Annotated in this window: 12 protein-coding genes and 1 tRNA gene; 3 read left to right on the top strand and 10 right to left on the bottom strand. The window is 51.0% G+C overall.

The features are described 5' to 3' along the window. Positions 1-38 precede the first annotated feature (38 nt). Positions 39-791, top strand: a complete 753-nt coding sequence (locus tag AEST_RS14015) for an outer membrane protein assembly factor BamD (protein ID WP_008609817.1) — start codon at positions 39-41, stop codon at positions 789-791. Positions 792-858: 67 nt separating this feature from the next. On the opposite strand, the gene radA is transcribed toward AEST_RS14015, so the two are convergent. Beyond that, the gene (gene radA, locus AEST_RS14010) at positions 859-2,220 is read right to left on the bottom strand and encodes a DNA repair protein RadA (RefSeq protein ID WP_008609816.1); all 1,362 of its coding nucleotides are present in this window, start codon (positions 2,218-2,220) and stop codon (positions 859-861) included. Between the two features lie 114 nt (positions 2,221-2,334). On the opposite strand from radA, the gene AEST_RS14005 reads away from it, so the two are divergent. Further along, on the top strand, positions 2,335-4,872 hold the full coding sequence (locus tag AEST_RS14005; RefSeq protein ID WP_039925555.1) for a PilZ domain-containing protein: 2,538 nt from the start codon (positions 2,335-2,337) through the stop codon (positions 4,870-4,872). Here AEST_RS14005 and AEST_RS14000 read toward each other — a convergent pair. Continuing rightward, positions 4,826-5,731, bottom strand: a complete 906-nt coding sequence (locus tag AEST_RS14000; protein ID WP_008609814.1) for an alpha/beta fold hydrolase — start codon at positions 5,729-5,731, stop codon at positions 4,826-4,828. The genes AEST_RS14005 and AEST_RS14000 overlap by 47 nt on opposite strands. Next, a complete protein-coding gene (gene serB, locus AEST_RS13995; protein ID WP_008609813.1) occupies positions 5,728-6,741 on the bottom strand; it encodes a phosphoserine phosphatase SerB in 1,014 nt (337 codons plus the stop codon). Before serB ends, AEST_RS14000 begins: the two co-directional genes overlap by 4 nt. Before the next feature lie 203 nt (positions 6,742-6,944). Here serB and AEST_RS13990 point away from each other — a divergent pair, with 203 nt between their 5' ends. Continuing rightward, positions 6,945-7,556 (top strand): AhpA/YtjB family protein, encoded by a 612-nt coding sequence (locus tag AEST_RS13990; protein ID WP_238534612.1) that lies wholly within the window; start codon positions 6,945-6,947, stop codon positions 7,554-7,556. 9 nt (positions 7,557-7,565) lie between these two features. Here AEST_RS13990 and AEST_RS13985 read toward each other — a convergent pair whose 3' ends face one another. The 7 genes from AEST_RS13985 to AEST_RS13955 all read right to left on the bottom strand — a co-directional run bounded on the left by AEST_RS13985 (position 7,566) and on the right by AEST_RS13955 (position 13,324). Next, positions 7,566-8,396 (bottom strand): TatD family hydrolase, encoded by an 831-nt coding sequence (locus AEST_RS13985; protein WP_008609809.1) that lies wholly within the window; start codon positions 8,394-8,396, stop codon positions 7,566-7,568. A 7-nt stretch (positions 8,397-8,403) separates the two neighbouring features. Further along, a complete protein-coding gene (pdxH, locus tag AEST_RS13980) occupies positions 8,404-9,042 on the bottom strand; it encodes a pyridoxamine 5'-phosphate oxidase (protein ID WP_008609808.1) in 639 nt (212 codons plus the stop codon). A 1-nt stretch (position 9,043) separates the two neighbouring features. Then, positions 9,044-10,783 carry an arginine--tRNA ligase gene (gene argS, locus AEST_RS13975; RefSeq protein WP_008609807.1) on the bottom strand — a complete coding sequence of 580 codons (1,740 nt, stop codon included), beginning with the start codon at positions 10,781-10,783 and terminating at the stop codon, positions 9,044-9,046. 11 nt (positions 10,784-10,794) lie between these two features. Further along, positions 10,795-12,381 carry a peptide chain release factor 3 gene (gene prfC / locus AEST_RS13970; RefSeq protein WP_039925564.1) on the bottom strand — a complete coding sequence of 529 codons (1,587 nt, stop codon included), beginning with the start codon at positions 12,379-12,381 and terminating at the stop codon, positions 10,795-10,797. Positions 12,382-12,493: 112 nt separating this feature from the next. Continuing rightward, positions 12,494-12,934 (bottom strand): ribosomal protein S18-alanine N-acetyltransferase, encoded by a 441-nt coding sequence (gene rimI, locus AEST_RS13965; protein WP_008609805.1) that lies wholly within the window; start codon positions 12,932-12,934, stop codon positions 12,494-12,496. Continuing rightward, positions 12,927-13,238 carry a hypothetical protein gene (locus AEST_RS13960; RefSeq protein WP_008609804.1) on the bottom strand — a complete coding sequence of 104 codons (312 nt, stop codon included), beginning with the start codon at positions 13,236-13,238 and terminating at the stop codon, positions 12,927-12,929. The genes rimI and AEST_RS13960 overlap by 8 nt, the downstream gene beginning before the upstream one ends. Before the next feature lie 9 nt (positions 13,239-13,247). After that, positions 13,248-13,324 (bottom strand) — tRNA-Trp (locus AEST_RS13955). Positions 13,325-13,626 lie beyond the last annotated feature (302 nt).

Genomic DNA, 13,626 nt, shown 5'->3' with positions numbered 1-13,626 from the left:
TAGACAGCCATTTAGCCGAAGTAGTAACGGATTTTTACATGAAACTAAAATTTATTCTGATAGCCCTGTTAGCTGTGACCCTCACCGCCTGTGCCGGAAAACCTAAAGAAGCACAAGTTACCTCCAATCAAACGGCGCAAGCGATGTATCAGCAAGCCAAGGATGTACTGGATGCAGGCCTTTATAACCGCGCTATTGAACTGTTAAAAGGGGTTGAAAGCCGCCATCCGTTCGGCCCCTTGGCCCGGCAAGTACAGCTGGATTTAATTTATGCCTATCACCAGGCTGGCAATCTGCCGCAAGCGCTGGCAACCATTGACCGTTTTATCCGGTTGAATCCGAATCAACCGGATTTGGACTATGTATATTATATGCGCGGTTTAACCAACCTGAAGGCAGATGAAAACGCCTTTCAGGAATTTTTTGGCATTGACCGTGCCGATCGCGATCTGGCCAGCACCCGGCAGGCGTTTGATGATTTTCGTATCCTGTTAACTAACTATCCGGGAAGTAAGTATGCTGCCGAAGCCCGGGCGCGGATGGTTGCGATTAAAGATAAGCTGGCCCGGCACGAGTTACTGGTAGCAGATTACTACCTGCGCCGCGGTGCCTTTCTCGCGGCCGCCAACCGGGGTAAATATGTTGTTGAGTTTTACCGTGACTCTCCGCTGGTAGAGCAGGCTCTGGAGATTATGGTAGAAAGTTACGATAAATTAGGGCTGGATAAGCTCAGAAGTGACACCGAGCAGGTATTACGGCTTAACTTTCCACAGAATCGCCGCTTCCGCTAAGCTCAGGTAATTACACTAAGTAATACCCTCAATACAAGCGCCTCTGCCTACGCAGAGGCGTTTTGCTTTATAGCGCTTCCAAGGCCTCAGCCAGGCGTGCCACAGCGACCACTTCCATCCCGGCAATAGGTTCCTTCGGTTGATTAGCCAGCGGCACTATCGCCCGTTTAAAACCATGCTTCGCGGCCTCTTTCAGTCGTTCCTGACCACTGGGCACCGGCCGGATCTCACCTGCTAATCCCACTTCACCAAATACCACTAAATCATTCGGTAATGGCTTATCCCGAAAGCTGGAGACTAACGCCAGTAAGGTCGCTAAATCAGCGCTGGTTTCATTAACCTTGACCCCACCGACAACGTTAACAAACACATCCTGGTCCGCCATCTGGATCCCGGCATGGCGGTGCATCACTGCCAGTAACATCGCAATCCGGTTTTGCTCCATCCCCAGTGTCACCCGTCGTGGATTATTCAGTGGCGAATAGTCAACCAACCCTTGAATTTCTACTAAAAGCGGTCGGGTACCCTCCCATAGCACCATGACGATACTGCCGGATTGATCTTCCTTACCACGGGTCAGAAAGATCGCGGAAGGATTCTTTACCTCCTTCATCCCCTGGCCAGTCATGGCAAACACCCCTAACTCATTGACCGGACCAAAGCGGTTTTTATTGCCGCGCAAGGTGCGGTAGCGATTGTCAGCGTCACCATCCAGCATCACTGAGCAATCGATACAATGCTCTAATACCTTAGGCCCGGCCAGAGATCCATCTTTGGTTACATGCCCGACCATGATAATAGCGATATGATGCTGCTTGGCGAAGCGGGTTAAATACGCCGCGCTTTCCCTGACCTGTGACACACTGCCCGGTGCCGACTGAATATCAGCCAGATGCATCACCTGAATTGAGTCAATCACCATAATGCGCGGCTTTTCCTGCTGCGCCAGCTGACAGATAGTTTCGACGTTCGTTTCAGCCAACATTTTCAATTCAGACATCGGCAATCCCAGGCGCTGTGCCCGCATCGCAACCTGCTGCAACGATTCTTCCCCCGTCACATACAGTGCGCCGCCCTGTGCGGCCAGGCCGCACATAATTTGCAGTAACAAAGTACTTTTTCCGGCACCGGGGTGACCGCCGATCAGGATCGCAGAGCCCGGTACTATGCCGCCACCCAGTACCCGGTCAAACTCAGCAAAGCCAGAGCTAAAACGTGGTACATCCTGCAAGTCGACCTCATCCAGTCGCATCACACGGGCCACTGTCGCGCCGGCATAACCACCCAGCCGACTGCTACCAGCTTTCACGGCGCCCAACCGGACTTCGCTGATACTATTCCAGGCACCGCATTCAGTACACTGCCCCTGCCAGCGCATAAAGTCAGCACCACATTCATTACACACATATGCCGTTTTACTTTTTGCCATTCTTACTCCAGGAATTATTGGAAGGCACGGATATTGCTTTTAAAACTTATTAAGCTAGTTTAACCTTATTATAACCGGACGCTGCCATATTTTTGGCAACTGAATCATCAGATTATGACGTCAACAGACCTTCAGGCATATCAGGGTATTATCACCAGACTTCGCGGCATGCTGGACTTGAGCGAGTTTGAGCAGACTTTTGCTTCGGTGACCAATGGTTTACCCAAATCCAAGCAATTTCTGCTGCGAATGGAACTCAGACGTCTGGCCCAGCCCTGCAACTACTACATCGATTTGCGTGGTCATGTGGACGGAGATGTAAAGCCTTACGAATATCGGGGCAAAACCCATTATCTGGATGATCAGGCGCGGCAAATCTTTGAGCAGGGCCTGGAAGCTTACGGTAAGTATACGGTCGGCGTTTATGAAGAAGTAATGAATGCTGACAATAATTACCGGGTCAGACATCGGAAAGAAACTGACGAGCATATTCGCCATACACTACAGAACCTTCGCAAAGGTCCTCAGTTGCCCGAGCCCTCGCCTGCCGAGTCCTTTACCACGCCAGAGGATAATGCAGCACCCTCAGCGCATCGGTTTATTCGCTTCGGACACTACATTAGCCGGGCAGAGGAGCGGATGAACTTTAGCATTGAGGTGGAGATAAAACACCCCGATGGCAATAGCAACGCTATGACCACCGACCTGTCAGTATCGGGTTGCCGCTTGAAAGTACCGTTCGGGAAAACCGCAATGGCCGGCGATGTGGTCCGGTTGGCGCTGACCGGGCTAGAGCGCGAATATGCACTGGATTTGGTGGATACTTTGCAATATCAAATCCTTGAGATCAAAGAGCAGGATAAACATGCCTATTGGCGCCTGAAACGTCTGGAGCCGGAGAGAAATCCGGCATTCAATCAGTTTTTACATAGCTTTATTCAGGGCAATAAAAGACGTTATAAGCTGAATCTGGACAATATTCTCGACGGCGCCCTGACCAAAGGCTATGAGCAATACTACCTGCCCCGGCTACAAGGTCTGCCGGTTTTCCTGACCGTTGCCGAGGGCAGCCTGGCCAGTCGCTTTGCATTGACCAGCGACTATAGCAGAAGTATCTGGCACTATTTTATCGACGAGCAACAACAATCGGTACTGGGTCAGGTACTGAATGCCCGTAGACTCAAACAGCTGCTGAATAATAGTGAGCGCAACGCAACCCTATACTGCTTTACCCATGCCGCTAAGGGCAAATTGTATTTTTATACGGCATTAGCCAGTGAACTGGCAGCTTCCAGCGAGCTGCGGCAGATGTTCTGGGGCTTCGGTGCTGGTAAACCGAGCTGGCGGGTATTTCAGTTAAGTTTAATGTCTGTGGCGGCAGAGGAGGCGACCAGCAAATTTGCATTGCCGGGAGAGCATGGGTTAGTCCAACCCTCCCCACTAGTAGCCAGTATGCTAAGAGATGTGCGTTATATGATTACGCTAGCGGATATCAGTAATGCCTCGCAGCGGCATTATTACGCCGCGTATCGCTTTGACAGCACTAAGCTGGCCGCTCTCAATCAATTTGGCCTGAGCAAGGCCGGCAAAGTTGTCACCTGTGAAGCGATACCGGTTCACTATGTCAATTTACGCAGTGAATCACGTTATCTGTATAAAACTCAGGTTTTACTGCGCACCAGAGTGGATGATACCCCGATACCCGCATACAGTCGCGACTTCTCTGCCGGCGGCTTGCAGCTGGAAACAGAAATAGCGGTCGATTTTAAAAAAGGCGACGTATTACTGGTGGATTTACCTGATCTGCAAAAAATTACCAGCAAATATCAGCTCAGTGCCCTGCCTTACGAAGTGATGGCGGTGAGTAAAAACCGGACTATTATCAATCTAAAAGCCGCTAAGACGGAATCACATCTGGGCCGACAATTTTTTAGCCAGCTGATCCAGAGTAATCGCAGCAAACTGACCGTAGCGCAGGAAACCCCCAAATATCCTGGTCTATCCGAAGCCTTGCGCAATATGTATCTGCAAAGCTGTAAATCGCTGGTGCTCTATGTGCATCGCTATGGGCTGCGGCACGATATCGCCGTTGTGGGTTGCGGGAACAAAGGCAATCAATTACAGGCCTTGTTGCAATTGCCACAGCAACAGCCCGCATCCGCGCCACTGAGTGTCCTGACGAAACATCCACTCCTGGAGCTAAAACTAGCCGAAAAGCTAAAGCAGATGAAACGACAGGATCCACCGTTTCATTACGAACTCTATCTGACAGTGCAACAAAACGACGACGGTAGCTTGCAACTAAGTAGCGACTTTGACTTTGAATTTAATTCGGCGGCGGAGCTGAAGCAGCACCTTGTCGATGCACTCTCGACACATACGTTGTTAGGGTTCCGTTGCTCACTGATCCGTGCTGGTAAAATGGATCCGGAGTATTTGGCCAGGGAGCTGAATTACATCAGTATTTATGCCATTCATAAAGCCAGGGTGCTGGAAGAAGAACTCTGGCATGTCGAGGGCGTAATTGAAGGTTTTGATATTTCATCTGAACTGGTTAACCGCTTGCAGCCGGAAGCTGCACAGCAGCAGGAACTGCAGCGACAGTTTATTCTGCAGTCACTAACTGAACGAGCCAGTTTACCAACTCTGTAAAATGTTCTTCTTTAGCAGCCGCGGCAGTCAGCATCGAAATATGATCATAAGGGTGCAGATAGCCATTCGCTTGGCTTAGCAAGGTATAGCGCCCCTCTGACTGAGCCGCCTCCCGCATAAAAGCCTGCACATCCTGCGGATGCCCGAGTAGCTGGTCATGTTCCGCCGCAAAATGCCACAGCGGCGGCCAGTTTAGCTGCTGACAGGCAGCCTGATAGTCAAAACCATCACTGCAATCAACAAAGGGAGCGCCCTTGATCCAGCGTACGGTATCACACAGGAACTGCGTGGGTTCATCGTCAGCGCCAAAACGCCAGCGTTTAGCGGGCACATAACCATAGCGCTGCCCCAGCCAGGGCGCCAGGGTGTTCCAACACAGGTCGATTTTTAATTTTCGCGCCAGGCTGTTCACACTAATCACTCTTTTGGTACCAAAACAGACCTTAGCCAGCACTTTGTCCACCAGCTCAGGAAATCGCGCCAGACTGGCCGCGGCCAGCACGCCGGCCCAGGAGTGGCAAATCAGAATGACTTTCTGCTGATGTTGCTGGTAAACGTAATTCAGCAGCGCCGGTATATCCCGGCAAATCATTTGTTGTTGATCCTGCTGCAAGCCTTCAGCTAAGCTCGGCTGTGACAAGCCCCGACCAGCAAAGTCAGCGGCGTAACCAATAAACCCCTGCTCCGCCAGAAAGCAAGCCAGGCCTTTACCGTTCTGGCTGTAAAAAATCCGGCCATTCTCTACCGCACCGTGCAGATATAATACCGGCGCCAGAGGCGTCGCTAGCGGCTGTAGCTGCCGCAGATGCAAGCGGTAAGGTGGCAGCTCAAGAAACAGCGAGCTTTGCTGATGGTTCACGGACAATCCAACAGATACAGCAGTTGTAATAAGGAACCTGTAGTAATCGCCGCCTTTGCCACCACCTGCACCTTCGGCTTAGCATGAAAAGCGACGCCTAGCGCAGCCTCGGCCAACATCGGTAAATCATTGGCGCCATCACCAATAGCAACGGTCTGCGATGGCGCTATCTGATAACGCTGCGCCAGTTCAGTCACAACTTCAGCTTTGCGTTTCGCATCAACAATATTGCCAAGCACCCGGCCGGTTAATTTACCGTCAACGATTTCCAGCTGGTTAGCAAAGGTCGCACTCAGGCCAAGCCGCTGCTGTAGCGCCTCGGTAAAATAGGTAAAACCACCGGAGGCAATGGCAAGCTGCCACTGATGCTGTCTAAGTTGCTGCACCAACTCCGTTAAGCCCGGCATTAACGGCAGTGTTTGTAATACAGCGGCTAATACCGACTCTGGCGCACCGGCTAAGGCCTTAACCCGCGCTAACAGACTTTGCGCAAAATCCAGCTCGCCGTTCATTGCGCGGGCCGTTATCGCAGCCACTTGCTCACCGACACCCGCCAGAGCGGCAATTTCATCGATACATTCAATTTCAATCGCCGTAGAATCCATGTCCATCACCAGCAAACCAGGTTTGCGTAACGTCGGCTGCTGCGCCAGATAAACCAGCTGACAGTCGTGATCAAGGGCTAAACGACTGAGTAACGCCGGCGTTGGCTGATAAGTCAAAGGCAGGTGTAACCGCAGTGCTGCCGGCAGCGCCGGATGCGGCTTACTCTGGCTAAGCGTATAGCCACCTGATGGTAAGGCAAGTGCCTGCGCCAGGGTGCTAAGCAGCTGCCAGCTGAAGTCACGGCCAAAACAAAGCAGTACCGGCAAGTCGGGTTTAAGGTCTGCTACTTTCACCTCGCTAAACTGACCGGCATGCCAGTTAAGGTGACACTGCCCACCATAGGCTGTAACTAACTGCAGTGGCGCGAGATCATTGAACGGATTGGGCTGTACTGATGAGTTCAAGTTAAATCCTGTATTTTACTGTCTGTACTTTATTATCTGTGCTGTATTGTCTGAACTTTAGCTATTGCGCTGTGACAACCATTCGCCTTAGCAGACAAAACGGTTAAATCTGTACGTATCTGTGCTTATCTGTACATATCTTTACTTTTCTGTACTTGGGGCAACAGGCATGGCATCCTAGCGCCTATTCAGGCAAACCGGTATTGTCGTTAAGAAATATGCAGCACCATAGCTTATCCGCTAACCCTTCTTCAAGTGTTATTACGTTGCTACAGCTGGCGCTGGCTGTACTTGGGATCTGGTTTATTCTACACAGCTGGAGTAGTGCCCGGGCGGAAGGACAGCAGGTACTACAGCAGCAAAACCAGCTGCTGATGCGTGAGACGCTGAGTGCGCTGTCTCATACCGCCGGCTACTTACTGGAAAATGATCAGCTGGAAGGCTTGCAGCAACTGACACAACATATTGCAGAAAATCCGTTTCTGCATGATGTGGTGGTTTACGATGCCAACGGTGTGCGCCTGAGCTGGTCTGAAGCTAATACGCCGGCGCGTTTACTGTATAGCCCGGATCAGGCATTACCTTTGATCCCAATGGTAGAAGAAATCCGGGTTAATCAACAATTGCTCGGCTACATTAAGGTGAGCCTGTTACATGATAAAAACCTGTTCCCGGGTTATGATTTCTGGCAACAACTGATGCAACAGATGCTGGGACTGTTTTTGTTGACTGCCGCCATCGGCATGTTGTTAAAACGCAGCTTTTACCGTCTGACCAGCCGCTATCGTCAGCTGCCGGTCAAGCAGCAAACCTGAGTTACCGTCTCAGCGGCTTAATCTCAGCACTGTCAGGCTATTCTGCCATAGCGCCGTAGCAAGATGCTCTGGTGGCTCTGGCCGCAAATTACATAAGCTTTCAAACACCCGTCGTAATTGTGCCGGCGTATTGGTTTGCCCCTGAAAGCCAGACAGCGGCATTGCCGGTGCATCCGTCTCTAGCACTAAGGCCGCAAGCGGCAGCTTTGATACCGCTTTACGGGTTTTCTCCGCACGCTCGTAAGTGATAGTGCCACCGATACCCAGTTTAAAACCCTGCTCGATAAAGGCCATCCCCTGCGCATAACTGCCTGAAAATGCATGCAGGATGCCGCCAGCGGCAAAACGTTGCCGTTTTAACTCCGCCAGCAGTTGCACCTGACTTTTGCGATGATGCAGGATCACCGGCAGATCCAGGCGGTTAGCCAACGTCAGTTGGGCACTAAATAGCTGCTGCTGCAGCTCGAAGGTGTCGCTATCCAGCGCAAAATCAAGGCCAATTTCACCTATCGCAGCTACCTGCCCGCGGTGTTGTTCCAGTAAGTCAGCCAGCTGTATCACATGCTGCAAGTTATGCTGCGCCGCCCACCAGGGATGTATCCCCAGCGCAATTTGCCAGGCCGGTTCTGTGGCCCGTAATTGCAGTAAGTCAGGCCAGGCTGCAGCCGAGACCGCCGGGATCAGTAGTGCTCTGACACCGGCCAACTCTGCCTGCTGCCAATGCTCCTGCTGCTGTGGTGCCAGTTGTGGTAAATCGAGGTGACAGTGGGTATCAAAAAGCGCCAAGCCGCCTGATGGCAGGCGGCTTGGGTTAATTGTTGCAGAACTAAATGAGGCCATGGCTTAATTAAGGACAAAGCCTCTCAATTTGCCAGCTGCCATCTGGCTGACGCTGATACATAAAGCGATCGTGTAAGCGGTGTTCGCCTCCCTGCCAGAATTCTATTTTCGACGGTTTCACCAAAAAGCCGCCCCAAAATGAGGGTAACGGCACTTCGCCATGCTCAAACTTATGTTTTATCTCGGCAAACTTTTGCATCAGGGCGTGCCGGGTCGAAATCGGCCGACTTTGCTCTGAGGCCCAGGCCGCCAGCTGACTTTCTTTGGGTCGTGACAGAAAGTATTTTACTACCTGACTGCTGGGTACGCGCTCGGCGGTGCCGTAAACAATCACCTGGCGCTCCAGTGGATGCCAGGGAAAGTGCAGACTGACCTTCGGATTAACCGCCAGCTCAGAGGCTTTACGGCTGCCAAGGTTAGTATAAAAAGTAAAACCGCTGCTGTTGACGTCTTTTAACAGCACCAGCCGTTGCGACGGCTGGCCTGATGCATCCACCGTTGCGACACACATTGCCGTCGGATCCGGCAATTCAGCAGTAATCGCATCTTTTAGCCATTGCTCAAATTGCACTATCGGATCAGCGGCTAAATTATCCGCATCCAGCTTATCTTTGGTGTAACTACGGCGAATATCATCAATTTTCATCTTACATACGCTCCATCACCTCAATACCCAGCAGATCCAAGCCTTTGGCCAGCAGGCGGGCACTGATAATACTGAGCATTAAACGGCTATCCCGCTCAGCAGGATCAACGCCATCTTTCAGGATTGGGCAGGCTTCATAGAAGGTCATAAACAAACTGGCCAGCTCGTACAGGTAGCTACAAAGTAAATTCGGCTGGGCATCCTTCATCACCTGCTGCAGCGTTTCTTCAAAGCGCAGGATTTTCACCGCCAGCAGCCTTTCCTGCTCCGCGGTCAGTACGATAGGCGCTTGGAAGCTGTCTGCAACCTCAGCTTTACGCAAAATGCTGCGCCCCCGGGTGTACGCGTATTGCAGATAAGGAGCCGTAGCGCCTTCAAAAGCCAGCATCGCATCCCAGCTAAAGATATAGTCACTGGTGCGGTTCTTCGACAGATCGGCAAATTTCACCGCGCCAATCCCCACTTTACGCGCGATCTCGGCGATCTCTTGCTCCGACAGCTCGCTGGATTTTTCCCGCACCACCGCGTCCGCCCGCACTACTGCCTCTTCCAGCAGTTCAGCCAGCTTAACTGTGCCGCCGGTACGGGTTTTAAACGGCTTACCATCTTCGCCCATCATGGTACCAAACGGGCAATGATCATAAGCGGTGTCGGCACGCAGTAAACCGGCTTTACGGGCCGTTAGTTCAACTTGCTTAAAATGCAGCGCCTGGCGGGCATCGGTAAAGATAATAATCCGGTCCGCCGCCAGCTGATGGCTACGATACTGACACGCAGCTAAATCGGTGGTGGCATAGAGGAAACCACCGCCGGTTTTCTGAATAATAAAGGGCGATGGCTTGCCTTCTTTATCGGCCAGCTCGCTTAAAAACACCACCAGCGCGCCCTGATCTTCAACCGCAATGCCAGCTGCAACCAGTTGATCAACAATCGGCTGTAGCATCGGGTTGTAGGCGCTTTCCGGTTTGATATCGGCATCAGTCAGCGTTACATTTAGCTTCTGATACACTTCATTGCTGTGCTTAACCGAGGTATCGATAAAGAGTTGCCACAGTTTTTGACAATGTGCATTCCCGCTTTGCAGTTTCACCACATAGTCACGGGATTTATCGGCAAAGCCGGCTTCATCATCAAAACGCTTTTTCGCCTGACGGTAGAAGTCCTCCAGATCGGCCAGTGCGACGCTTTCCAGATCCACGCCCTCGGCCAGTTTATCTTCCAGATGCGCGATCAGCATCCCGAACTGGGTGCCCCAATCCCCCATATGGTTTTGCCGGATCACTTTATCACCCCAGAACTCCAGGGTACGAACCACGGCATCGCCGATAATGGTCGAACGCAAATGACCGACGTGCATTTCCTTCGCCAGGTTTGGTGCCGAGTAATCCACCACTACGGTTTGTGGTTGCGGATTCGCGCTGACGCCCAGGCGGGCATCACTGGCGGCTTTGGCTAATTCGCCGGCCAGCCACTCGGGCTTTAAGGTCACATTAATAAAGCCAGGCCCCGCGATCTCAACCTTGCTGGCCAGGTCATCCAGGGCTAACAAGGCAACCAGTTGCTCAGCCAACTGGCGTGGGTTGGTTTTTAACTGTTTAGCGGCGCTCATCGCGCCATTGATCTGGTAGTCACCAAATTCCGGCCGGGTGCTTTGCGTCACTGCCGGATTGGTCTCAGCCGGCAAGCCTAACTTAATAAAGGCGTCCTGAGTTTTATTGGCTAAAAGCTGTTTAATATTCATTACTTAACCTGTTAGTGTTCACGGGTTTTGAAGAATTTGATCTTCGGATAACGCTCCATCGCCAGGTTAAGGTTAACCATGGTCGGTGCAATATAGGTCAGGCTATCGCCACCATCCAATGCCAGGTTAGTGCTGGCTTTGTTCTGGAATTCCTGCAGCGCTTTGGCATCATCGCAATAAACCCAGCGCGCCGTGCTGACGTTGACGCTCTCGTACAAGGCATCAACGTTATATTCTGATTTTAAGCGATGCACCACCACGTCAAACTGCAGTACGCCAACGGCACCAACAATCAGGTCGTTATTGTCCAGTGGCCGGAAAACCTGCACAGCGCCTTCTTCTGACAGCTGTACCAGGCCTTTTAATAATTGCTTTTGTTTCAGCGGATCACGCAGCCGGATGCGGCGGAACAATTCCGGTGCAAAATTCGGGATACCGGTAAACTGCATATCCTCGCCTGTGGTAAAGGTATCACCAATTTTGATCGTACCATGGTTATGCAAACCGATAATATCGCCGGGATAGGCCTCTTCCAGATGCTCGCGGTCGCCGGCGAGGAAGGTTAAGGCTTGCGGGATCAAAATGTCTTTGCCAATACGGACGTGCCGAACTTTCATACCTTTTTCATACTTGCCCGACACGATACGCAGGAAGGCGACGCGGTCGCGGTGCTTCGGATCCATATTCGCCTGGATCTTAAACACAAAACCGCTAAAGCCACTCTCTGTTGGCTCAACCTTACGACTGGTGGTTTCACGCGCCTGGGGTGCCGGAGCCCAGTCAGTCAGCCCATCCAGCATATGATCGACACCAAAGTTACCCAGCGCCGTACCGAAGAATACCGGTGTTAACTCACCTTTTAAAAATAACTCGCGGTCAAATTCATGACTGGCGCCCTGCACCAGCTCCATTTCGTCCCGCAATTGTTGCGCGAAATAGCCAAGACGTTGATCTAACTCAGGGTTATCAATACCTTTGATGATATCGACATCCTGAATGGTATGGCCAAAACCCGATTTATAAAAAATCACCTCATCGCGTAGGATATGGTAAACGCCCTTAAATTCCTTACCCGAACCAATAGGCCAGGTAATAGGGGCGCAGGCGATTTTCAATACGCTTTCCACTTCATCGAGTAAATCAACCGGATCGCGGATATCCCGGTCCATTTTATTCATAAAGGTCAGAATAGGTGTATCACGTAGCCGGGTAACTTCCATCAGCTTGATGGTCCGATCTTCAACACCTTTGGCGCCGTCGATTACCATTAAGCAAGAGTCTACGGCGGTCAGGGTGCGGTAGGTATCTTCCGAGAAATCCTCGTGACCGGGGGTGTCCAGCAGGTTAACCAGACAGTCTTTATAAGGAAACTGCATCACTGAGGTGGTAACCGAGATGCCCCGCTCTTTTTCCATCTCCATCCAGTCCGAGGTGGCATACTGGCCGGATTTTTTGCCTTTAACGGTACCGGCTTTTTGGATAAGTTGCCCGAATAACAACACCTTTTCGGTGATAGTGGTCTTACCGGCATCCGGGTGCGAGATAATAGCGAAGGTTCTGCGGCTGTCGACTTCCGCAATAAAGGCTTGATTGGTCATAATTTCCGTAACTAATAGCGCTGAGAACTTTTGTCGCAGCTGTATTGGTAAATGCCGGCTATTATAGCAGCCGTAACGGCTCACTCACAGCATCTTGAACAGCAAGCAGATGTTACAGCGGTAATGCCATTAAAACGGCGGCTTCACGACCTGCGGCATTAACGTAATAGTTGGCGCGGCGGCCGGTTTCAATAAAACCATACTTTTGATACAACAGAATGGCATGCTTTGCTGATTCACGCACTTCCAGCCAGGCATCCAGTACCTGACGTTGCTGGCACTGAGCGATAAAATGCTGCAACAACTGAGCCCCCAGCCCCTGCCCTTGCGCATCTACCCGCACACAGATATTAAACAGTTGCGCTTCGACAGCGATATGCTGGCCAAAATAGAAACCCTTTAATTGTTCTTGCAGATAGATACCAAAACTAAAATAGCGCTCGCCAAAGCAAGAGGCAAATACCTTCTCTGACCAGGGATAAGGATTGGCAGCTTGTTCAATCAGATAAAGCTCGGCTATCTGTTTAGGCTCTAACGGGCGGATCTCAGTCATTGATATAATCACCCAGCAGTGTCCAGAGCGCACGTTTTTGTTGAGGAGTAAATTGTAACTGGGGATCGAGCAGTAATTGTTGCTGCTGCACGCTAAACGCATTCTGTTGCACCGCTATGCGGTAACCTTGCAAAGAGGTCAGCGTCAGACAGGTTTCCAGATCAGCAACTAGCTGGCCACTCAAGCGTTCAGCAGCTGATGGCAGAGCCTTTTCCGGCATAGCGAAAAAACCTTGCTTCGGTTGCAATGGCTTGATACCGAGTTGCTGTAACAGTAAATATTGAGTTGAATTAAGATTTGTCATATCAGGAAGTGGCAGGGGCAGAGGGATTCGAACCCCCAACCATCGGTTTTGGAGACCGCTGTTCTACCAATTGGAACTATGCCCCTAGCGTTGGAGTCGCCATTATACAAAGAAGCCAACAAAGGTAAAGCAGAAAACTGCAAAGCATTATTCAAGTGCATACAAAACATACATTATGTGCGATTAAACTGCACCTTAGCATGCTGCTCTGAGCGCTGCAATGCTGGTTAATACCATTCCATCTGATTTTCTGTTCTAATTATGCTAGCCGAATTAGTCTAATCTTAGCTTTATAAATCAGACCTCTGAAGATATTCTTAAACTTTCCCGCGCTGAGAAAAATGCGCGTAAACGCATGCGTTTACTCGCGATCGCGCAATTCCTTGAA

The organism is Alishewanella aestuarii B11 (genome assembly GCF_000280055.1).
Classification (GTDB): domain Bacteria; phylum Pseudomonadota; class Gammaproteobacteria; order Enterobacterales; family Alteromonadaceae; genus Alishewanella; species Alishewanella aestuarii.
Note: the sequence above shows the minus strand (reverse complement) of the source record. Positions and strands in the feature narration are given on the sequence as shown.